General features: G+C 44.4%; 24 protein-coding genes. 22 read left to right on the top strand and 2 right to left on the bottom strand.

From position 1 onward, the window contains the following. The first annotated feature begins 8 nt into the window (after positions 1–8). The 3 genes from secF to OV592_RS14085 are packed head-to-tail and all read left to right on the top strand — an operon-like array spanning position 9 to position 1,653. A complete protein-coding gene (gene secF / locus OV592_RS14095) occupies positions 9–959 on the top strand; it encodes a protein translocase subunit SecF (protein WP_016401244.1) in 951 nt (316 codons plus the stop codon). A 49-nt stretch (positions 960–1,008) separates the two neighbouring features. Next, the gene (locus OV592_RS14090) at positions 1,009–1,380 is read left to right on the top strand and encodes a rhodanese-like domain-containing protein (protein ID WP_406609013.1); all 372 of its coding nucleotides are present in this window, start codon (positions 1,009–1,011) and stop codon (positions 1,378–1,380) included. A gap of 3 nt (positions 1,381–1,383) precedes the next feature. Then, positions 1,384–1,653, top strand: a complete 270-nt coding sequence (locus OV592_RS14085; RefSeq protein WP_406609012.1) for a hypothetical protein — start codon at positions 1,384–1,386, stop codon at positions 1,651–1,653. On the opposite strand, the gene OV592_RS14080 is transcribed toward OV592_RS14085, so the two are convergent. Both OV592_RS14080 and suhB read right to left on the bottom strand, forming a co-directional pair. Further along, the gene (locus OV592_RS14080; protein WP_406609011.1) at positions 1,646–2,182 is read right to left on the bottom strand and encodes a hypothetical protein; all 537 of its coding nucleotides are present in this window, start codon (positions 2,180–2,182) and stop codon (positions 1,646–1,648) included. The genes OV592_RS14085 and OV592_RS14080 overlap by 8 nt on opposite strands. Before the next feature lie 99 nt (positions 2,183–2,281). Further along, on the bottom strand, positions 2,282–3,085 hold the full coding sequence (gene suhB, locus OV592_RS14075; RefSeq protein ID WP_016401240.1) for an inositol-1-monophosphatase: 804 nt from the start codon (positions 3,083–3,085) through the stop codon (positions 2,282–2,284). A 171-nt stretch (positions 3,086–3,256) separates the two neighbouring features. Here suhB and trmJ point away from each other — a divergent pair, with 171 nt between their 5' ends. The 19 genes from trmJ (at position 3,257) to der (ending at position 20,282) form a co-directional block, all read left to right on the top strand. Further along, positions 3,257–3,988 carry a tRNA (cytosine(32)/uridine(32)-2'-O)-methyltransferase TrmJ gene (trmJ, locus tag OV592_RS14070; RefSeq protein WP_016401239.1) on the top strand — a complete coding sequence of 244 codons (732 nt, stop codon included), beginning with the start codon at positions 3,257–3,259 and terminating at the stop codon, positions 3,986–3,988. A 90-nt stretch (positions 3,989–4,078) separates the two neighbouring features. Next, positions 4,079–4,552, top strand: coding sequence for a Fe-S cluster assembly transcriptional regulator IscR (iscR, locus tag OV592_RS14065; RefSeq protein ID WP_016401238.1), 474 nt, complete (start codon positions 4,079–4,081; stop codon positions 4,550–4,552). 35 nt (positions 4,553–4,587) lie between these two features. Then, entirely contained in the window at positions 4,588–5,802 is a 1,215-nt protein-coding gene (locus tag OV592_RS14060; RefSeq protein WP_406609010.1) for an IscS subfamily cysteine desulfurase, read from the top strand. A gap of 31 nt (positions 5,803–5,833) precedes the next feature. After that, positions 5,834–6,217 carry a Fe-S cluster assembly scaffold IscU gene (iscU, locus tag OV592_RS14055; RefSeq protein ID WP_016401236.1) on the top strand — a complete coding sequence of 128 codons (384 nt, stop codon included), beginning with the start codon at positions 5,834–5,836 and terminating at the stop codon, positions 6,215–6,217. A gap of 18 nt (positions 6,218–6,235) precedes the next feature. Continuing rightward, complete coding sequence (gene iscA, locus OV592_RS14050) at positions 6,236–6,559, top strand: iron-sulfur cluster assembly protein IscA (RefSeq protein WP_016401235.1); 324 nt, start codon at positions 6,236–6,238, stop codon at positions 6,557–6,559. Between the two features lie 12 nt (positions 6,560–6,571). Next, a complete protein-coding gene (gene hscB / locus OV592_RS14045; protein ID WP_406609009.1) occupies positions 6,572–7,090 on the top strand; it encodes a co-chaperone HscB in 519 nt (172 codons plus the stop codon). Positions 7,091–7,095: 5 nt separating this feature from the next. Further along, on the top strand, positions 7,096–8,949 hold the full coding sequence (gene hscA, locus OV592_RS14040; RefSeq protein WP_406609008.1) for a Fe-S protein assembly chaperone HscA: 1,854 nt from the start codon (positions 7,096–7,098) through the stop codon (positions 8,947–8,949). 1 nt (position 8,950) lies between these two features. Then, complete coding sequence (fdx, locus tag OV592_RS14035) at positions 8,951–9,289, top strand: ISC system 2Fe-2S type ferredoxin (RefSeq protein ID WP_016401232.1); 339 nt, start codon at positions 8,951–8,953, stop codon at positions 9,287–9,289. Between the two features lie 11 nt (positions 9,290–9,300). Beyond that, positions 9,301–9,501: a Fe-S cluster assembly protein IscX gene (gene iscX / locus OV592_RS14030; RefSeq protein ID WP_016401231.1), complete on the top strand. Its 201-nt coding sequence runs from the start codon at positions 9,301–9,303 to the stop codon at positions 9,499–9,501. Between the two features lie 43 nt (positions 9,502–9,544). Then, entirely contained in the window at positions 9,545–10,840 is a 1,296-nt protein-coding gene (pepB, locus tag OV592_RS14025) for an aminopeptidase PepB (protein ID WP_406609007.1), read from the top strand. Positions 10,841–10,901: 61 nt separating this feature from the next. Beyond that, positions 10,902–11,327, top strand: a complete 426-nt coding sequence (gene ndk, locus OV592_RS14020) for a nucleoside-diphosphate kinase (RefSeq protein WP_406609006.1) — start codon at positions 10,902–10,904, stop codon at positions 11,325–11,327. 157 nt (positions 11,328–11,484) lie between these two features. Next, positions 11,485–12,603 (top strand): bifunctional tRNA (adenosine(37)-C2)-methyltransferase TrmG/ribosomal RNA large subunit methyltransferase RlmN, encoded by a 1,119-nt coding sequence (locus tag OV592_RS14015; RefSeq protein ID WP_152779309.1) that lies wholly within the window; start codon positions 11,485–11,487, stop codon positions 12,601–12,603. 22 nt (positions 12,604–12,625) lie between these two features. Further along, complete coding sequence (gene pilW / locus OV592_RS14010) at positions 12,626–13,399, top strand: type IV pilus biogenesis/stability protein PilW (protein WP_016401227.1); 774 nt, start codon at positions 12,626–12,628, stop codon at positions 13,397–13,399. Next, entirely contained in the window at positions 13,389–14,420 is a 1,032-nt protein-coding gene (locus tag OV592_RS14005; protein ID WP_406609005.1) for a RodZ domain-containing protein, read from the top strand. The genes pilW and OV592_RS14005 overlap by 11 nt, the downstream gene beginning before the upstream one ends. Before the next feature lie 15 nt (positions 14,421–14,435). Beyond that, positions 14,436–15,533, top strand: a complete 1,098-nt coding sequence (gene ispG / locus OV592_RS14000; protein ID WP_016401225.1) for a flavodoxin-dependent (E)-4-hydroxy-3-methylbut-2-enyl-diphosphate synthase — start codon at positions 14,436–14,438, stop codon at positions 15,531–15,533. 85 nt (positions 15,534–15,618) lie between these two features. After that, positions 15,619–16,896 (top strand): histidine--tRNA ligase, encoded by a 1,278-nt coding sequence (gene hisS / locus OV592_RS13995; RefSeq protein ID WP_406609004.1) that lies wholly within the window; start codon positions 15,619–15,621, stop codon positions 16,894–16,896. A gap of 13 nt (positions 16,897–16,909) precedes the next feature. Continuing rightward, positions 16,910–17,545 carry a tetratricopeptide repeat protein gene (locus tag OV592_RS13990; protein ID WP_016401222.1) on the top strand — a complete coding sequence of 212 codons (636 nt, stop codon included), beginning with the start codon at positions 16,910–16,912 and terminating at the stop codon, positions 17,543–17,545. Continuing rightward, positions 17,538–18,728, top strand: a complete 1,191-nt coding sequence (bamB, locus tag OV592_RS13985) for an outer membrane protein assembly factor BamB (protein WP_016401221.1) — start codon at positions 17,538–17,540, stop codon at positions 18,726–18,728. The genes OV592_RS13990 and bamB overlap by 8 nt, the downstream gene beginning before the upstream one ends. A gap of 84 nt (positions 18,729–18,812) precedes the next feature. Next, complete coding sequence (der, locus tag OV592_RS13980) at positions 18,813–20,282, top strand: ribosome biogenesis GTPase Der (protein WP_406609003.1); 1,470 nt, start codon at positions 18,813–18,815, stop codon at positions 20,280–20,282. Positions 20,283–20,286: the final 4 nt, after the last annotated feature.

Here is a 20,286-nt window from a genome sequence, read left to right as displayed (position 1 = left end):
GCTACGACGTGTTTTATTTATTTAGACCAAAAGGCACCGTGCGCTTCATGTCGCACCGCAAACCATTTATATGGTTTACTGTTTTGCTGATGGTGGCTTCGGTAGCTAGCTTAGCGATTAACAAAATCAATTGGGGTCTCGACTTTACTGGCGGTACCTTGATTGAAGTTGAGTTTTCTCAGGCCGCTGATCTTACAGAAGTGCGCGAAGTGATGGGCAACAATGGTTACCCTGATATCGTTGCACAATACTTTGGTTCTCAAACCCAAGTATTGTTGCGCATGATGCCGCGTGAAGGAATTGATAGCCAACACTTAGGTGACAGCATTATGGGTTTGCTTCGTAGTGAAGTGGATTCTGATGTTGAAATGCGCCGTATTGAGTACGTAGGCCCAACGGTAGGTAAAGAGTTAGCAGAGCAGGGTGGCTTAGCTATTATCGCCGCTCTGGGCTGTATCTTGCTGTATGTGGCAATGCGCTTTGAATGGCGAATGGCTTTGGGTGCGGTGTTAGCTTTGGCTCACGACGTAGTGGCAACCCTAGGTTTGTTCTCACTATTACAGTTAGAGTTTGATCTTACGGTTATTGCCGCGTTGTTAACCGTAGTCGGTTACTCCTTGAACGATACCATTGTTGTATCTGATAGGATCAGGGAAAACTTCCGTAAGTTACGCAAAGGCGACCCTGAAGAAATTATCGATGTTTCTTTAACTCAAACCTTTAACCGTACAATTGTTACCTCGTTAACCACCATCATGGTACTTGTATCATTGTTCATGTTGGGTGGTGAGTTGATTCACAACTTTGCTACGGCTTTATTGTTTGGTGTATTCATTGGTACTCACTCTTCTATTTACGTTGCTAGTACGCTGGCATTGTACTTAGGCATTAAGAAAGAAGACTTTATGCCCAAAGAAATCGAAGAGAAAGAAGGTGCCGACCAGGACCCTATCGCATAATTATCTAAACCCGCTTCGGCGGGTTTTTTGTTGTTAAGGAGAAAACACAATGGCCCATAACCCTCGATTCTTAGCGTTGGTTGATGATTGTCGCAGCCGTATTAAAGAGTGCGATGTGCACCAGGTTAAACAATGGTTAGAACAAGGTTTAGCATTCACCTTGATTGATAATCGTGAACAAGATGAATGGCAAAAAAGCCGTATTCCAAATGCCAAGTATATGGGGCGAGGGGTAATGGAGCGTGATGTAGAAACGCTTATCCCAGATTTAGACACTATGATTGTGATCTACTGTGGTGGAGGTTTTCGCTCAGCATTAAGCGCCGACAATTTGGTGAAGATGGGTTATACCAATGTGATATCTATGGATGGTGGGATCCGTGGCTGGAAGGAAGCGGGCTACCGGTTAGAAGGCTCATAAAAGATGAATGACCAAGTTAACCCAACAATTTATGCTTTTGATATTGCCGAAAATACCTATTACTTTTTTGACCAGCTTGAGGCCGAGCAGGCTTTTCAGCAAGCCGAAGCTAAAGGCGACTATCCAGATTGGCGAGAGCCCACGCCAATGCTTGAGTTACTAAAAATAAAGGATGCGCTGTTAGGCGAGTTTGCCAAGCGCATCGCGTTTTTAGAGCTACAACTAGAGCGAGCTGAATTAGGTTCTGATAGCTTCGATTTAGGTGCTAATTAGTATCAAATTCCCAGCCTAGTTCTTGGCTAATTTTTGATACTTGAGGCGCTATTAGATCTATGTCACTTTGGGGCACAGATTGCAGTTGGGTAAACCATTGGTCGCCGATTTCGAATGATTCCAACAGTTGTTGTTTCTGTTCAGCCGATAGCTCGGGGTTATCTAACAACTGTTGTTTCATGTTTTCGTAGACTTCAAGCTGTGGTTTATATTCTTCTAAATTAACGGCCAAGATAGCAAATATTACTTGCTCGGTAGTTGCTGCCCAGTGTTCTAAGTCTAAGTTGTATTTATCTAATACTTGTTTCACTTCGTTAGCATAAGCACTTTGATTGAGCTGAAGAACCATCTGTTCGGCTAGCTCGCTGGGGTTTTCTACTTCTTCTAATGTGTTTTCTTCTTCGATTTTTTCAACAATCGGCTTAAGCATTTTGCTCGCTTCAAACCAGTTGTCTATTTGTTGTTGGGTTAAGTTAGCGGCGTTTGCATAAGCGCCTATCAGCAGAAGCAGTAGAGGTAGCAATCTCATAAATACATCCTAAATATGGTGTCTATTTATAAAATAGTGGTCTTAAAGACAAAAATAAAGCGGGCAGTGCCCGCTTTAAGTTGTTTCTGCCTAATTTTATTAAGCTTTAATTGCATCCGTTAAATGCGGACGAATTGTAGATAACATGTGTTTTAGTACTTTAGGGTTTGCACATACAACATTTCCACTTTGGTAGAAATCTGTGTTGCCGCTAAAGTCTGTAACAATGGCACCTGCTTCGCGAGCAATTAGTTCACCTGCTGCGATGTCCCAAGGCTTCAAGTTTAATTCAAAAAAACCGTCTAAACGACCAGCGGCTACATAGGCTAAATCTAAAGCGGCAGAACCAGCACGGCGCATGTCTCCACACTCGGCAAAGATTGCTCCGAACATGGCTAAATAGCTGTCCATGTAGTGTTTGCGTTTGAATGGGAAGCCGGTACCAATTAGTGTGCCTTCTAAATCTTTAGCTTTAGTAACACGTAAACGGTAACCGTTTAATTGCGCGCCTTTACCGCGTGAAGCAGCAAATAACTCATTCCGAAGAGGGTCGTAAATCACACCATGCTCTGTTTTCCCTCGAACGCGTAATGCGATAGAGATAGAGAAGTGAGGAATACCTTTGATAAAATTGGTGGTTCCATCCAATGGGTCTATCACCCATTGATATTCATCATCCTTGCCAGCTGTTAAGCCACTTTCTTCACCAATAAAAGAGTGATCTGGGAAAGCGTTTTGAATGGTGTCGATAATGCTTTTCTCAGCGGCTTTATCAACATTAGTTACGTAGTCGTTAGCGCCTTTTGTTGTCGCTTCAACTTTATCTAACTGTTCGTAAGCTTGAGTTACGACTTTACCTGCGTTTCGCGCAGCGCGAATCGCAATGTTTAGCATAGCATGCATGAATTACCACCAATTTGTAGAAAGAACATAAAATAACCGCCGGATTATAGGGAAAACCAAAAACAAACACAATTGATTATAGGCACTCCATATAAACTTTTTCCAATCTAGCTGCTAAGGCTATGGCTATGTTACAATCCCGCGCATCAAATTTAGGGTGAAGTAAAAGTAATGTTGGAAAATGTTCGAGTGGTTTTAGTTGGCACTAGTCATAGTGGCAATATTGGCTCTGCAGCCAGAGCAATGAAAACCATGGGAATTAGCGATTTGTGCTTGGTAGCTCCAGAAGCTGAGATTGATGGTAAGTCAGTTGCGTTATCTGCAGGTGCATCGGATGTGCTTGGTGGTACCACAATTGTCTCAGAGTTATCAGAAGCAGTTGCAGACTGTCAGCTAGTTATTGGCGCCAGTGCCCGTTCTCGAACTTTAGATTGGCCGATGGTTGATGGGCGAGAAGCCGGCGTTAAACTCGCCGCAGAGGCCCAACAGGGTAAAGTCGCTATTGTGTTCGGTCGTGAGAGCAGTGGTTTAAACAACCCAGAGTTGCAGCAATGCCATTATCACGTTTGTGTACCTGCTAACCCCGAATATAGTTCGCTAAATTTAGCAATGGCTGTTCAGCTATTATGCTACGAAGTGCGTATGGCATTTTTAGACCAGCAAAACACACACCCGGAAGCTGCTCCCGAAGATTACCCTCACGCCGATGATTTAGAGCGTTTTTATCAGCATTTTGAACAGTCTATTGCTGACTCAGGTTTTATCATTAAGCCACACCCGGGCAAAGTAATGGAAAAAGTACGACGAATGTTCAACCGTATTCGTATGGAAAAACAAGAGCTTAATGTAATGCGTGGCATTTTAACTTCTTTTGATAAGCATATTTCCAAACCAGAAAAATAATCCTGACTAATTTAGTAGGTTTTATACTTGACTAAATTACTAGGGTATGGAAAGATTGTGACCAAGTTCACGGGAAAATATAGGTTTGATATGCGCTTAACTTCTAAGGGACGCTACGCAGTTACAGCGATGTTAGATGTTGCTCTTCATATGGAAGAAGGGCCGGTCTCTTTAGCTGACATTTCTGAGCGACAAGGTATTTCTTTGTCTTATTTAGAGCAGCTGTTTTCAAAATTACGTAAACATGGCTTAGTAACCAGCGTGCGTGGCCCTGGCGGCGGATATCGCCTAGGTATGGACGCTGATGATATTGCAGTAGGCATGGTGATTCACGCTGTTGATGAGTCGATTGATGCAACACGTTGTCATGGTTCTGCAGACTGCCAAGGCGGCAAACCTTGTCTTACCCATTCATTGTGGAATGACTTAAGTGAAAGAATCGCCGACTTCTTAGATAACATAAGCTTGGGTGGTCTAATGCGTGAGCGACAAATTGTTAATGTAGCGCATAATCAAGACCAACTTCAGCACGTTGATAACAACACGATACAAATTAGTTTATGACGCTCGCTTTCGCCGAGTAGTAACGGAGAACTTTAATGAAATTACCAATTTATCTTGATTATTCAGCAACCACTCCTGTTGACCCTCGGGTTGCTGAAAAGATGATGCAATACCTTAGCGTAGATGGTATTTACGGTAACCCTGCTTCACGTTCACACCGTTTTGGCTGGCAAGCAGAAGAAGCTGTAGATATTGCCCGCAACCAAATTGCTGACCTAGTAAATGCTGACCCACGTGAAATCGTATTTACCTCGGGTGCTACAGAATCAAATAACCTTGCTATTAAGGGTGCTGCTCACTTTTACAATAAAAAAGGTAAGCACATCATCACGTGTAAAACTGAGCACAAAGCCGTGCTAGATACTTGTCGCCAATTAGAGCGAGAAGGTTACGAAGTGACTTATTTAGACCCAGATAGCAACGGTGTTATCAGCCTTGAGACCTTAACCGAAGCATTACGTGAAGATACGGTTCTTGTATCTATCATGCATGTGAACAACGAAATTGGCGTAATCCAAGACATTAAAGCGATTGGTGAGTTATGTCGCTCTCGTAAAATTTTGTTCCACGTTGATGCGGCACAAAGCGCAGGTAAAGTTGAGATCGATCTTCAAGAGCTTCCTGTAGATATGATGTCTTTCTCTGCACACAAGGTTTACGGGCCAAAAGGTATTGGCGCTTTGTACGTGCAACGTAAGCCACGTATTCGCCTAGAAGCGCAAGTACATGGCGGTGGCCATGAGCGTGGAATGCGTTCTGGTACCTTACCTACCCACCAAATTGTTGGAATGGGGGAAGCCTTTGCTATTGCTAAACAAGATATGGCAAAAGATAACGAGCACATTCGCGCTTTACGTGACCGCTTTTGGGCAGGCATTAAAGATATTGAAGAAACCTATGTAAACGGTGATTTTGAGCAACGTGTAGTGGCTAACTTAAATGTGAGCTTTGCGTATGTTGAAGGTGAGTCATTGATAATGGCGCTTAAAGATTTAGCCGTTTCATCAGGTTCTGCGTGTACGTCTGCAAGCTTAGAGCCATCGTATGTTCTGCGCGCACTAGGCTTAGATGACGAACTCGCACACAGTTCTATTCGTTTCTCTTTTGGCCGTTTCACTACTGAAGAAGAAATCGATTACGCAGTTAAAGTGATTAACGAAGGTATTGGCCGACTCCGCGAAATGTCTCCACTTTGGGACATGTTTAAAGACGGCGTAGACCTCAGCCAGGTTGAGTGGGCACACCACTAAGTATTAAAAATAACGGATTTGGAGAGATATCATGGCTTATAGTGAAAAAGTAATTGATCATTACGAAAACCCGCGTAACGTTGGCGCTTTCGAAGATAAAGATGATAGCCACATTGGCACCGGTATGGTGGGAGCACCAGCTTGTGGTGATGTGATGAAGTTACAACTTAAAGTAAGCGACGAAGGCGTGATTGAAGACGCTCGTTTCAAAACTTACGGTTGTGGTTCAGCAATTGCGTCCAGCTCACTGGTTACCGAGTGGGTTAAAGGTAAGAGTTTAGACGAAGCTCAAGCGCTTAAAAATACCGATATTGCTGAAGAATTAGCCTTGCCGCCAGTGAAGATTCACTGCTCAATTTTGGCAGAAGACGCCATTAAAGCCGCCATTGCTGATTACAAAAAGAAAAACGCGTAGTAGATTTAAGGAGCCATCATGGCTGTATCACTAACTGAAGCTGCAGCAACACATGTAAGTCAATTTTTGAACAACCGAGGCGCGGGCACTGGCGTGCGCCTAGGGGTAAAAACCTCTGGCTGTTCGGGAATGGCTTATATTTTGGAGTTTGTAGACCAATTAGCTGAAGACGACAAAGTATTTGAAAGCCACGGTGTAAATGTCATCGTTGATGAGAAAAGCTTACTTTACATCGATGGCACTGAATTAGACTTTGTTAAAGAAGGTTTGAACGAAGGCTTTGTATTTAACAACCCTAACGTAAATGGCGAATGTGGTTGTGGAGAGAGCTTTAGCGTTTAAATGGAACACGCTATGAATCATTTTGAGTTATTCTCTCTACTTCCGTCTTATCAGCTAGATCAAAATGGTTTAGCTGATAGCTACAGAGAGCTGCAACAACAATACCATCCCGATAATTTTGCTGCTGAGTCTAGCGAACGCCAGGCTCAAGTGATGCAAAAAGCTGCGCAAATCAACGACGCTTATCAAACGCTGAAAGACCCTCTTAGCCGAGCGCAATACTTATTAAGTTTGCAAGGTATAGAGCTTGGAGGCGAACAGCGAACTATCAACGACGTTGCCTTCTTGATGAGTCAAATGGAGTTAAGGGAGCAATTGGCTGAAATAGAGCATGCAGCCGATCCTGAAGACGCTATTGATAACTTCTCAAGGTTATTGAAGCGGCAACGAAGCGACTTGAGCTCAAGCTTTGAAAAAGCCTACAATGAACAAAATTTTGAGCAAGCTGCAGACGATGTTCGCAAACTCAAATTCTATGCACGCCTGCAACAGCAGCTGCTTCAACTTGAAGAGAAAATTTTAGATTACTAATCTATATGGCATTACTACAAATAGCAGAGCCTGGGCAATCGGCTGTTCCTCACCAACATAAACTGGCTGTAGGTATCGATTTAGGTACCACTAACTCTTTGGTTGCAACTGTACGTAGCGGCAAAGCCGTTACTTTGGCTGACCATAGCGGTGATACCTTACTTCCTTCGGTGGTTCGCTACCACAAAGATGGTGTAGAAGTTGGTAAGTTAGCCAAAGCACAAGCGGTTACCGATCCTCATAACACCATTACCTCGGTTAAACGTTTATTAGGCAAAGATAGCGCAGATATAGACCGTAAACTGTTTCCCTATAACTTTAGTGACGCTAAAACCCCGCATATTCAAACAGTAGCGGGCGATGTTAATCCTATTCAAGTTTCTGCTGAAATTTTAAAAAGTTTAGCAGCGAGAGCTGAAGAGTCATTACAAGGTGAACCCGATGGCGTGGTTATTACTGTGCCTGCATACTTTGATGACGCACAGCGCCAAGGTACCAAAGATGCTGCTCAGCTAGCAGGTTTACATGTACTACGTTTACTTAATGAACCGACAGCTGCGGCTATTGCTTATGGATTAGATAGTGGCGATGAAGGCGTAATCGCGATTTTTGATTTAGGTGGTGGTACCTTTGATATCTCCATCCTGCGTTTATCTAAAGGTGTATTTCAAGTACTAGCCACGGGTGGAGATTCTGCGCTCGGTGGTGATGACTTTGATGATGCTTTAGTTGAGTGGATAGCCGAACAAGCGCAAGTTAGTGGAGTGCGTTCTGCCCAGTTACAGCGCGAATTATCACGCATAGCCAATCAAGTTAAAGTAGCCTTGACTGACCAAGACAGTGCCAATATCAATTTGGATATTGACGGTATTAATTGGCAGGGCAGCATTAGCCGCGAGTTATTCGATAGCCTCATTGAAAGTTTGGTTAAGCGCACTATTCGCGCTTGTCGCCGCGCTTTACGTGACGCTGAAGTAGAGCTAGAAGATGTTAACAATGTAGTTATGGTTGGCGGTTCTACTAGAGTGCCAAAAGTACGTAGCGACGTAGCTAACTTTTTTGACAAGCAGCCTTTAACTAACATTGATCCTGACCAAGTTGTTGCGATTGGTGCAGCCATTCAGGCTGACACTTTGGTGGGGAACAAAAAAGATGGTGAGCTGTTACTGCTTGATGTTACACCTCTCTCTTTAGGTATTGAGACAATGGGAGGCTTGGTCGAAAAAGTTATTCCGCGTAATACCACTATTCCAGTTGCTCGAGCCCAAGAATTTACAACGTTTAAAGACGGCCAAACAGCAATGGCGATTCATGCGGTACAAGGTGAACGCGAGTTAGTAGATGATTGCCGCTCTTTGGCTAAATTTGCGCTAAAAGGCATTCCACCTTTAGCTGCTGGTGCCGCTCATATTCGAGTCACCTTCCAAGTGGATGCCGATGGTTTGTTATCAGTTACTGCGATGGAAAAATCAACTGGAGTGCAATCGTCAGTTGAGGTCAAACCTTCTTATGGCTTAGCCGATGAAGAAGTGGCGAGAATGCTTAAAGACTCCATCACCAATGCTAAACATGATGTCACTATGCGCATGTTGCGTGAGCAACAAGTCGAAGCCGCTCGCTTCATTGAAGATATGAGTGCTGCATTAGTCGAAAGTGGCGAACGTTTGCTGCAAGATGAAGAGCGTCTTGGCATTGAACAAGCCATGCAGCAATTACAAGCTAGTGCTGAAGGGGACTCTGTTTCCGAGATAGAGCAAGCCATTAAATATTTAGACAGTATCAGTCAAGATTTTGCCGCAAGGCGAATGGATGATTCCATTAAACAAGCCCTAAGGGGCCAGCAAGTAGATAGGATTTAAGATGCCTAAAGTGATTTTCTTGCCTAATGAGGACTTATGTCCTGAAGGCTCAGTAGTAGAAGCAAAACAAGGTGAAAGCGTATTGGATGTTGCCTTGCGCGAAGGTATCGACATTGAGCACGCTTGTGAAAAATCTTGTGCTTGTACTACCTGTCACGTAATTGTTCGCGAAGGCTTTGATTCGCTTGAAGAAAGCGATGAGCTAGAAGATGATATGCTAGACAAAGCCTGGGGTTTGGAGCCCGAGTCTCGTTTAGGTTGCCAAGCAATGGTAAGCGATGAAGACTTAGTAGTAGAAATTCCTAAATACACTATTAATATGGTGTCTGAACAACATTAAGGAATAGGCTGATGGGGTTGCGTTGGATAGATGTTGAGCAAATAGCGATAGAACTGGCCGAGCAATTTCCAGAGCAAGATCCTAAGCAAGTTCGGTTTACCGACTTACACCAATGGGTTTGTCAGTTAGATGATTTTGACGATGACCCACAGCACAGCAACGAGCGCATTTTGGAAGCAATTATTTTAGCCTGGATGGATGAACTAGACTAAGTTCCAAGGGCTCGTTGTCGATTACTCAAATGAGGAAGTATTGATGACCGCCGTTATGGATCTAGTTTTATGCGCCAAACCTGCCGCTGTTCAATGGGGCCAAAATGCCTTAGTTAGCTTTGAAGCTAACCAAGTTAATATTCATATCAATTCTGAAGGCGTAGCCCGCCTTCAAGATATTCAAAAAGCCGGCCGAAAATTAGATGCGCAAGGCCTAAAGCACCTTTCTTTTATTGGCGATAGCTGGGATTTAGAAGCATGCTGGGCTTTCTATCAAGGTTATTACAACGCTAAACAAGATAACCAATTAGATGTAGTGGTACTAAGTGATGCTGACCAGCAGCGTTTTGATGCGCTTAAGTCTGCTGCTGATTGGACACGTAAAACGATTAATCTTGGTCCGGCAGCTATTTACCCACAAACTTTATGTGAATCTGCAGCGAGCTTCTTAAGTGGTTTATCTCCGGAACATGTTTCTTATGAGATTATCTCTGGTGAAGATTTACTGGAACAAGGCTGGGTAGGGACTTATCAGGTGGGCAAGGGGAGCAGCCAAGCACCAGCGATGTTGCAATTAGATTTTAATCCTAGTGGAAACCCAGACGAGCCAGTGGCCGTAGCCCTAGTAGGTAAAGGTATTACCTTTGACTCAGGCGGTTATAGCCTTAAGCCTTCCGACGGCATGTCAATCATGAAAAGCGACATGGGGGGCGCTGCCACCGTTACTGGAGGTTTAGGTTTAGCAATTGCTAACGGCTTAAACAAACGTGTGAAACTGTATTTGTGTTGCGCCGAGAACATGGTATCTGGAGATGCTTACAAGCTGGGCGACGTAATTACTTACAAAAACGGTGTTACGGTAGAAGTGCTTAACACCGACGCCGAAGGTCGCTTGGTATTAGCCGATGGTTTAATTGCCGCCAGTGAGCAGAAGCCTCAAGTTATTATCGATGCAGCTACCTTAACGGGCGCAGCTAAAATGGCTTTAGGTCGCGACTACAATGCTGTGTTTGGCTTTGATGATGAGTTGGTTCACCAAGCCTTACAAGCTGCCAAACAGGAGCACGAAAAAGCTTGGCCTCTGCCCCTAGAACCTTTCCATAAAGGGCAAATTGGCTCTAGCTTTGCTGATATTGCCAATATTTCTTCAGGCGAGGGCATGGCCGGCGCATCCACTGCTGCAGCTTTCTTAGCCCACTTTGTTGAAAACGCAGAAAAAAACTGGCTGCATTTCGATATGTCTGGCTCTTATCAAAAATCTGGTAATGCACTTTGGGCAACTGGGGCAAAGGGACATGGTATTCGCACCATTTCACGGTTGTTAACTGAGTTGAGCTAACTTATCATTCACTTACAATATCAAAGAGTGATATTCACCAAATTTTAGATGGAGCTAGTTAATGGCCTTAGAACGTACTTTTTCTATACTTAAACCCGATGTGGTGGCGAAAGACGCAATTGGTGCAATTTATGCGCGTATGGAGTCTGCCGGTTTACGTATTGTTGCAGCCAAAATGGTGCATTTGTCGCAAGAACAAGCTGCAGGCTTTTATTCAGAACATGAGGGTAAACCGTTTTACCCACCGCTGATTGAGTTTATGACATCTGGACCGATCATGGTGCAAGTGCTTGAAGCTGAGAATGCGGTGCAGCGTTACCGTGAGTTATTGGGTGCGACTAATCCAGCAGAAGCCGCTGCCGGTACCTTACGTCATGACTTTGGCTCGGGCATGCCACCAAATGGCACCCACGGCTCTGATTCACCAGAGTCAGCGTCGAGAGAAATCGCCTATTTCTTTGAAGACAATGAGATTTGTCCTAGATAAGTCAAACGGGGCAAAAGCTTCTTTGGCAAATGCAGCTTAATAGTTAAAAACTTATTAGCTGCCAATTGGCGCCGAGTACAGAGAATAACTGGCTTTCTGCTGTTATTATTTGTACAATTCGGCGCTTTTTTTATTTGGTCGATCGTGGAGTTAAGCGATGAGTGAAACAAAAACAAATTTACTTGATTTTAATCGAGCTGGTTTACGTCAGTTTTTTGCCGAGATAGGCGAAAAACCATTTCGTGCCGATCAGGTAATGAAGTGGATTTATCACTTTGGTGTAGATGACTTCGACCAAATGAACAATATCAATAAAGCCTTACGCGAAAAGCTTAAGCGTTTGGCTGAAGTACGCGCACCAGAAATTAGCACTGAGCAACGCAGTGCAGATGGCACCATTAAATGGGCGATGTTAGTGGCTGGCCAAGAGATCGAAACCGTTTATATTCCTGAGGGTGACCGCGCGACATTATGTGTATCTTCACAAGTTGGCTGCGCGCTGGAATGTACCTTCTGCTCTACTGGCCAACAGGGTTTCAACCGTAACTTAAAAGTGTCTGACATCATTGGTCAAGTTTGGCGAGCAGCTCAAGTGATTGGTCACAAAGGCATCGAAGGAAAACGTCCAATTACCAATGTAGTAATGATGGGCATGGGTGAACCGTTGCTAAACCTAAACAACCTGATCCCAGCCCTAGAGTTAATGTTAGATGATAACGGCTATGGCCTGAGCAAGCGTCGGGTAACAGTAAGTACCTCTGGTGTGGTGCCTGCTTTAGATAAATTAGGTGATAAGCTCGATGTGGCGTTAGCTATTTCGCTGCACGCTCCCAACGATAAGCTGCGCAGTGAAATCATGCCGATCAACGATAAATACAACATCGAAGCATTTTTGGCTGGTGTAAAACGTTATATCGACAAATCAAACGCTAATAGAGGCAAGGTAACTGTTGAGTATGTATTACTTAATGGCGTTAATGACTCTATGGAGCAAGCGCATGAATTAGCGGAAGTTTTACGCGATACTCCATGTAAAATTAACTTAATTCCATTTAACCCTTACCCTGGTTCGCCGTTTACCAAACCGAGTAATAGCCGCGTAGATCGTTTTAGTAAGGTCTTGATGGAATATGGCTCTACGGTAGTGGTTCGTAAAACCCGTGGCGATGACATTGATGCGGCTTGTGGACAGCTAGCAGGTGACGTTGTCGACAGAACCAAAAGAACCATGAAAAAACGGATGCAACAGCAAGAAATTTCAGTCACAATTCAATAACTAACCTTATCGAAGGACGGATATGAAACGCTGGTTGTACTTGTTTTTGGTGGTATTTTTGGTTTCTGGTTGTGTAACCGAAACCCGTGTAAATGGCCAAGAAGTAAACAATAAAGATAAACAGCTTAATAAAGACGCTGCCGCTAAAACCCGAATTAGCTTGGCGTTACGTTATTTAGAAGCTGGCGATGCAGAACAAGCAAAACGTAATTTGGAGCTAGCGCAAGAGTTAGCGCCTAATCTAGTTGATGTTTACATCGCCCAAGCCCACTTCTACCAAAGTGTTCGCCAGCCTGAGCGAGCCCTAGATGCATATAAACGTGCTAAGTCTATAGCGCCACGCAATGGTGATGTACTTAATAACTACGGCGTGATGCTGTGTAAGCAGAAAGAGTATGACCAAGCCGAGGAGTTATTTAAGCAAGCTTTAGCTAATCCTGAGTACGTTCAAGTAGCGGGAACCAATGAGAACGCGGGTTTATGCGCTTTAACTGCTGGCGACTTGGATAAAGCCTTAGATTACTTTACCAGTGCCTTAGCCTATAACATTCGCCGCCCTGCTTCTTTGCTTGGAGCCACCGAGGTTTATCTACAAAAAAATAAACCCGAGCAAGCCCGATTATATCTGCAACGGTATGATAGTATGGCTGAAACTACGGCGGAAAGCGCCTTTGCTTGGGTTCGCTTAGAAAGTGCAGCCGACAACTTTGCTGAAGAAGCACGTTGGGGCTTAACCTTACAACAGCAGTTCCCTAAATCTGAACAAACTAAACGATACATCGCTAATGACTACTAAAGCCGAATCAGAGCAAACAGAGCTAAGTGAAGACATTGAAGTGGTTAGCCCTGGGCAAATGCTGCAAGAAGCACGTGTTGCCGCCAAGCTAAGTCAAGCTCAAGTTGCTGAACGTTTGAAACTGCGTTTGCAAGTAATCAAAGATATAGAAGGCGATAGCTTCGATAGTGGTTTATCGAGTACTTTTATCAAAGGTTACTTGCGTGCTTATGCGCGTTTGTTGAATCTTTCTGAAGACCTAGTGCTTTCTAGCTACACCCATTTGCACGATGCCCATGAACAACGCACAGAGATGCAGAGTTTTTCTGGGCGGATAAAGCAAGAGACTCATGACAGTCGCTTGATGAAGTTTACCTACTTAGTGGGCCTTGGCATTGTTGTTTTGCTGGTGATTTGGTGGTGGCAAGAAAAGAGCCAACAAGTAGATTTTAGTCAGGCCAGCCCCGCTAGTTCAGAAAGCCGAATTCTAGAGCCGACCAGCGAGCCCGAAGTTGATGTAATTCCAGAACCTAGTGCTGAAAATGTTCAAGTGCTAAGCACTGTTGAAGCTCCCGAGTTGCCATCGGCACAACCAGTAGAGCCTGTTTCAGAGCCTGTGGTAGAAGCTAACAATGAGATTGATGCTGAACCAAAAGTTGAGTCTCAAGAGGTGCTGGAGCCAGTCGTCGAGCCCGTTAATGAATCTGCGTCAAATGAGCCTGCTTCGCAAGCATCTGAGCCCACTGTAATAAACAGCCCAGATCCTGAGCCAGAAGTAGAAGTGAACCAAGCGGCAGCTTTAACTGCCTTAAACATGAGTTTTGAAAATGAGTGTTGGGTAGAGATTAGAGATGCCACTGGCAAACGCTTGGTTGCAGACATTAAACAGCCTGGTCAATCACTCTCTGTAACTGGTCCTTCTCCTTATAGTATCGTGCTTGGTACTAATGCAGGCGTGAGTGTAAGTTACGGACAAGAATCAATCGACTTATCGTCATTTACACGCGGTAAAGTTGTGCGAATGCAAATACCAAACAATTAAGATCTTTCGATTATTATGAATCAACCAACTCCAATTAAACGCCGTAAATCAACACAAATTATGGTGGGTAATGTGCCAGTGGGCGGAGACGCGCCCATCACTGTGCAGTCTATGACCAATACACGTACAACTGATGTTGCTGCAACGGTTGAGCAAATAAACCGAATTGCTGCAGTGGGTGGCGATATTGTGCGCGTTTCCGTGCCTACCATGGATGCTGCCGAAGCTTTCAAGCAAATTAAGCAGCAGGTATCAATTCCTGTAGTGGCTGATATTCATTTCGATTACCGCATTGCCTTAAAAGTGGCGGAGTATGGCGCAGATTGTTTACGTATTAACCCAGGTAATATTGGTAACGAGCAACGCATTCGCTCGGTAGTTGATGCTGCACGTGAGCGCAACATCCCCATTCGTATTGGTGTGAATGGCGGCTCCTTAGAAAAAGATTTGCAAGAGAAGTACGGCGAACCCACGCCAGAAGCCTTAGTTGAGTCTGCGATGCGTCATGTGGATATACTCGATCGCTTGAACTTCGACCAGTTTAAAGTGAGTGTGAAAGCCTCTGATGTTTTCCTTGCCGTAGGCGCTTATCAAGGATTGGCCAGCCGAATTGACCAACCTTTACATCTTGGTATTACAGAGGCCGGTGGTTTACGCAGCGGCTCGGTTAAATCGGCAGTTGGCTTAGGTATGTTGTTATCACAAGGTATCGGCGATACCTTGCGGGTCTCTTTAGCAGCCGATCCCGTTGAAGAAATTAAAGTAGGTTTTGATATTCTTAAGTCTCTGCGCATTCGCTCTCGCGGTATTAACTTTATTGCTTGCCCAAGCTGTTCTCGCCAAGAGTTTGATGTTATTTCAACGGTTAACGCTCTCGAGCAGCGTTTAGAAGACATAGTAGAGCCAATGGATGTGTCCATTATCGGCTGTGTGGTAAATGGCCCGGGTGAAGCGCTTATCTCTGATTTAGGCATTACCGGTGGCAACAAAAAAAGCGGCTTTTATCAAGATGGCGTGCGCCAAAAAGAGCGCTTCGATAATGACGACTTAGTAGATGCTTTAGAAGCGAAAATCCGCTCGCGTATCGCGATTAAAGACATTACCGAAAGCTAATCTGCATTTAAATTTACCTCTTTGCTTAAAGGCCCTATAATCGAGGGCCTTTAATAATTATTGACCTGTTTTATTCGAGATTAATGTGGCTAAACAAATACAAGCAATACGTGGCATGAATGATTGCCTACCAAGTGATACACCCGCTTGGCAGAAGGTAGAATCAGTAATTCGAGAGGTGGTGGCAGCCTACGGTTACAACGAAATAAGAATGCCGATTGTAGAAAGCACTGATTTGTTTAAGCGCTCTATCGGTGAAGTGACCGATATCGTAGAAAAAGAAATGTATACCTTTGAAGATCGCAATGGTGATAGCTTAACCTTGCGACCTGAAGGCACAGCCTGTTGTGTACGTGCAGGCAACCAAGCTGGATTGTTGTACAACCAAGAGCAGCGTTTGTGGTACATGGGGCCAATGTTCCGCCATGAACGCCCACAAAAAGGTCGTTATCGCCAGTTTCATCAAGTAGGCGTTGAGTCTTTTGGTATTGCCAGCGCCGATATCGATGCTGAAGTCATTATCTTGTCTGCGCGCTTTTGGAAAGCCTTTGGCTTAGAGAATCACGTTACTTTGCAGCTTAACAGCTTAGGTTCAAATGAAGCTCGCGCTAACTACCGTGATGCTTTAATTGCTTACTTAGAGCAGCATAAAGAAGCCTTAGACGAAGACGCAAAACGTCGCATGTACAATAACCCTTTGCGTGTTCTCGACAGTAAAAATCCTGAGGTGCAAGCGGTTTTAGTTGACGCACCTAGCCTTAGTGAATACCTAGACCAAGAAAGTAAAGAGCATTTCGAACAACTATGTGCGCTGCTAGATAATGCAGGCATCGCTTATGAACTAAACCCGCGTTTGGTTCGAGGTCTTGATTACTATAACCGCACTGTGTTTGAGTGGGTAACATCAAGCTTAGGTTCACAAGGTACTGTATGTGCTGGCGGCCGTTACGATGGTTTGGTAGAGCAATTGGGCGGCAAAGCAACGCCTGCTGTTGGTTTTGCCATGGGTATGGAACGTTTAGTTCTATTGCTGGAAACACTCGAGTTACTGGGTGATTTACCATCAAGTGCCGATGTTTATGTGATCAATGCTGGAGAAGGAACACTTGGCGCAGCATTTTCGTTAGCCGAACAATTGCGAGATGCGTTACCCTCTGTTCGGGTTATGAGCCACTGTGGTGGTGGAAACTTTAAGAAACAATTTAAGCGAGCTGATAAGTCAGGCGCTAAAGTGGCATTGATCATCGGTGAAGATGAATTAGCCAACCAGCAGGTTACTGTAAAGTACCTACGCGAAGATATTCAACAGCAGTGCATCGCTCAATCAGAGTTAGTTGCTTTGCTTAATACCGTATTAGTTTAGTTAAGGAGACGCTGTGGACATTTATTCCACCGAGGAACAGCAAGTTCAAGCCATCAAAGACTGGTGGAAGAAAAACGGAACATCAGTTATTGGCGGTTCGGTACTAGGTTTAGCTGCTGTATTTGGTTGGCGCTATTTTGGCGAATACCAAATTGAGCAAAAGGAAGCGGCTTCAGATGCTTTTCAACAAGTGGTTAGTCAACTAGCTACAAATAATGAAGAGTTAACTCCTTTAGCAAATTTTGTGGCAGCTAACCAAGGTGACAAAAACTATTCAGTATTTGCATCATTATTGTTAGCAAAAGAACTAGTGGTTAAAGAAGATTATGCTCAGGCGCAAACTCAGCTTAATCTAGCGCTTGAAGGTGCGCCCGAAGAGCTTAAAGGCATGATCTATACTCGACTCGCTCGTGTACAAGCTCAATTAGCCGAATTTGATAATGCCTTAGCCAGCCTAGATAAAGTTACTGAGCCTGCTTTAGTGGCAACCGTTGAACTAATTAAAGGTGATATTTACTTGCAACAGGGTGAGCAAGCATTAGCTCGTCAAGCCTATCAAGCGGCTGTTGCTGCTGGTGCAGCAGAGCAAGACCCTAGTGTAAACCTAAAACTTAATGATTTAACTGAAGTTGAGGCTGCTAATGGTTAAAGCTTGGCGTGCTGCTAGCTTAGCTTGTTTGCTCGTTGGCTTGTCGGCGTGTTCTTTGTTCAACTCTGAAGAAGATGTTGTGCAAATGGCACCCGTGCCTGAGTTTGAAAACCAGTTTACAGTAGGCAAACAGTGGGAAACCCGCGTAGGCAAAGGTGTTGACGATTACTTCTCGGCGTTGTCGCCAGTTGTCGCCTACGATTCAGTGTTTGCCGCTGCCCGCTATGGTCAAGTGCGTGCCTTTGATTTAGAAGGTAAACGCTTGTGGGACCAAGATTTATCTCGAGTTGAAAGTAACAATCGCTTCTCGGGAAATACCCCTAATGCACGTGTTTCTGGTGGCTTAACTGCTGCGTATCGCCGTATATATTTAGGCACCGAAAACGCCGACGTATTTGCGTTAAATGCAGAAACCGGTGAAATAGTTTGGCAGGCAGAAGTGGCTGGTGAAGTGCTAGCGGCTCCTGCTGTAGAAGACAGTTTGGTGGTAGTTATCACCAGTAACGGCCATTTAGTTGCACTAGATGCTCACTCTGGTGAGCAAAAGTGGGATATTAAAATTGACCAGCCAGCACTGTCGTTGCGCAGCAAAGCGCCACCTATTATTTCTAACGGCGCGATAATTTTAGGTCGTAGTGACGGTAAAATTGGCCTGTATCTTTTAGAAAGTGGTCAATTGCTGTTTGAAACAAAGTTAGCCCAGCCTAAAGGTTCTACTGAGATTGACCGAATTGTAGATGTGGATAGTAAGCCAGCCTTGATTGGCTCTCAGCTCTATGCGGTTGCTTACAACGGAAACCTTATTTCGGTTAATTTACGCAGTGGTGAAGAAGACTGGAAGCGCAGTTATTCTGCCTACCAAAATATAGCTTCTTCGGGTTTAAACCTATTTGTTACTGACGTTAGCGACAATGTTTATAGCATTGAGCGCAACAACGGCATAGAAAAATGGACCCAAGGTGCTTTGTCTTACCGTATCGTTACTGCCCCCGCAGTAGACGGAAATAAGGTATTAGTGGGTGACAGTGAGGGCTACTTATATTGGCTTGATCGTGAAACCGGCGAGTTTGCTAGCAAAATGTTAGTAGATAAAAGCGGCTTATATGTTGCGCCTGTGGTAACCTCCGACAAAATTATCCTTCAAACACGAAGTGGTAAGTTAATTGCGCTAGATCGCAGTTAAGTTGTTATAATTGTGTACAAAAGGCTCATGGTGAATTAACCATGAGCCTTTGTCATGTCATGTATTCTAGAAAATGAGGCCCTTATGCTTCCTGTTGTCGCCTTAGTGGGACGCCCAAATGTTGGCAAATCTACATTATTTAATCGCCTTACACGCAGCAGGGACGCGCTAGTAGCTGACTTTCCTGGTCTAACTCGTGACCGTAAATATGGTCAAGCCAAAGTCGCGGAGCAAGAATTTATTGTTATTGATACCGGCGGTATTGATGGCGATGAAGAAGGCATTGACGCTATGATGGCGCAGCAGTCTTTGCAAGCTATTGAAGAAGCCGATGCGGTGTTGTTCTTGGTGGATGCGCGTGCCGGAGTGACCATTGCTGATGAGGCGATTGCCCATCATTTGCGTAAACAAGAAAAGAAAGTTTTCTTGGTGGCCAATAAAACTGACGGCATTGATGCCGATACCGCCTGTGGCGAGTTTTATGCCTTGGCGATAGGTGAAGTTCATCAAATTGCTGCTGCCCATGGCCGCGGCGTAAGCATGTTATTAGAAGAAGCTCTGCGTCCCTTTGTTACTGAGCAGGCTGAGAATCAAGCGGATGAGCCAGAGTTAGAGCAAGCTGATACGCAAGAAATGACCGAGTCAGAGCTTGATGAGTTAGCGCAGAAGTTTGCAGACCTTCCAATTAAACTGGCCATTGTTGGCCGCCCTAACGTGGGTAAATCTACGCTGACTAATCGGATTCTGGGTGAAGACCGAGTGGTAGTATACGACATGCCAGGTACCACCCGAGACAGTATTTACATCCCGATGCAGCGAGAAGATCAAGATTACATCTTGATTGATACAGCAGGGGTACGTAAGCGCGGTAAGGTGACAGAAACAGTAGAAAAATTCTCGGTTATTAAAACCCTTAAAGCGATTGAAGACGCTAATGTGGTGATGCTGGTAATCGACGCAAAAGATGGCATTTCAGATCAAGATTTAAGTTTGCTTGGTTTTGTGTTGAATGCCGGTCGCGCCTTAGTGCTTGCAGTTAATAAATGGGATGGTTTAGACAACGAACATAAAGAGCGGATTAAAACTGAACTGGATAGACGTTTGGGCTTTATCGACTTTGCACGCGTTCACTTTATTTCAGCGCTACATGGTACTGGCGTTGGCCACCTTTATGAATCGGTTCAGGAGGCTTACGCAAGCGCCACTAAGCGCGTTTCTACCTCTATGTTGACCAAGATTATGCAGATGGCTCAAGACGACCATCAGCCGCCTTTAGTGCGCGGTCGTAGGGTTAAATTACGTTATGCTCACGCTGGCGGCTATAATCCACCTCGCATCGTTGTACATGGTAATCAGGTTAATTCTTTACCAGACTCTTATAAGCGTTATTTAATGAATTATTACCGCAAAGCGCTAGAGATTATGGGCACGCCAATTCGCGTAGAGTTTAAAGAAGGTGAGAATCCATTCTCAGATAAGAAGTCAAAACTTACCATGGCTCAAGAACGCCGTCGGAAAAAAATGCAAAATGTAAGTAAGTACAAAAAATCGTAGAGGA

It is taken from the genome of Agarivorans sp. JK6 (assembly GCF_045277145.1).
Classification (GTDB): domain Bacteria; phylum Pseudomonadota; class Gammaproteobacteria; order Enterobacterales; family Celerinatantimonadaceae; genus Agarivorans; species Agarivorans albus.
Note: the sequence above shows the minus strand (reverse complement) of the source record. Positions and strands in the feature narration are given on the sequence as shown.

What these genes read in the sequence shown, in the direction of transcription:
- hscA (WP_406609008.1), top strand. Translation starts at nt 7,096, where the DNA reads ATGGCATTACTACAAATAGCAGAGCCTGGGCAATCGGCTGTTCCTCAC.
- pepB (WP_406609007.1), top strand. Translation starts at nt 9,545, where the DNA reads ATGACCGCCGTTATGGATCTAGTTTTATGCGCCAAACCTGCCGCTGTT.
- bamB (WP_016401221.1), top strand. Translation starts at nt 17,538, where the DNA reads ATGGTTAAAGCTTGGCGTGCTGCTAGCTTAGCTTGTTTGCTCGTTGGC.
- OV592_RS14085 (WP_406609012.1), top strand. Translation starts at nt 1,384, where the DNA reads ATGAATGACCAAGTTAACCCAACAATTTATGCTTTTGATATTGCCGAA.
- der (WP_406609003.1), top strand. Translation starts at nt 18,813, where the DNA reads ATGCTTCCTGTTGTCGCCTTAGTGGGACGCCCAAATGTTGGCAAATCT.
- trmJ (WP_016401239.1), top strand. Translation starts at nt 3,257, where the DNA reads ATGTTGGAAAATGTTCGAGTGGTTTTAGTTGGCACTAGTCATAGTGGC.
- OV592_RS14060 (WP_406609010.1), top strand. Translation starts at nt 4,588, where the DNA reads ATGAAATTACCAATTTATCTTGATTATTCAGCAACCACTCCTGTTGAC.
- suhB (WP_016401240.1), bottom strand. Translation starts at nt 3,085, where the DNA reads ATGCATGCTATGCTAAACATTGCGATTCGCGCTGCGCGAAACGCAGGT.
- fdx (WP_016401232.1), top strand. Translation starts at nt 8,951, where the DNA reads ATGCCTAAAGTGATTTTCTTGCCTAATGAGGACTTATGTCCTGAAGGC.
- hscB (WP_406609009.1), top strand. Translation starts at nt 6,572, where the DNA reads ATGAATCATTTTGAGTTATTCTCTCTACTTCCGTCTTATCAGCTAGAT.
- pilW (WP_016401227.1), top strand. Translation starts at nt 12,626, where the DNA reads ATGAAACGCTGGTTGTACTTGTTTTTGGTGGTATTTTTGGTTTCTGGT.
- OV592_RS14005 (WP_406609005.1), top strand. Translation starts at nt 13,389, where the DNA reads ATGACTACTAAAGCCGAATCAGAGCAAACAGAGCTAAGTGAAGACATT.
- iscU (WP_016401236.1), top strand. Translation starts at nt 5,834, where the DNA reads ATGGCTTATAGTGAAAAAGTAATTGATCATTACGAAAACCCGCGTAAC.
- OV592_RS14015 (WP_152779309.1), top strand. Translation starts at nt 11,485, where the DNA reads ATGAGTGAAACAAAAACAAATTTACTTGATTTTAATCGAGCTGGTTTA.
- OV592_RS14090 (WP_406609013.1), top strand. Translation starts at nt 1,009, where the DNA reads ATGGCCCATAACCCTCGATTCTTAGCGTTGGTTGATGATTGTCGCAGC.
- iscA (WP_016401235.1), top strand. Translation starts at nt 6,236, where the DNA reads ATGGCTGTATCACTAACTGAAGCTGCAGCAACACATGTAAGTCAATTT.
- ndk (WP_406609006.1), top strand. Translation starts at nt 10,902, where the DNA reads ATGGCCTTAGAACGTACTTTTTCTATACTTAAACCCGATGTGGTGGCG.
- iscX (WP_016401231.1), top strand. Translation starts at nt 9,301, where the DNA reads ATGGGGTTGCGTTGGATAGATGTTGAGCAAATAGCGATAGAACTGGCC.
- ispG (WP_016401225.1), top strand. Translation starts at nt 14,436, where the DNA reads ATGAATCAACCAACTCCAATTAAACGCCGTAAATCAACACAAATTATG.
- OV592_RS14080 (WP_406609011.1), bottom strand. Translation starts at nt 2,182, where the DNA reads ATGAGATTGCTACCTCTACTGCTTCTGCTGATAGGCGCTTATGCAAAC.
- iscR (WP_016401238.1), top strand. Translation starts at nt 4,079, where the DNA reads ATGCGCTTAACTTCTAAGGGACGCTACGCAGTTACAGCGATGTTAGAT.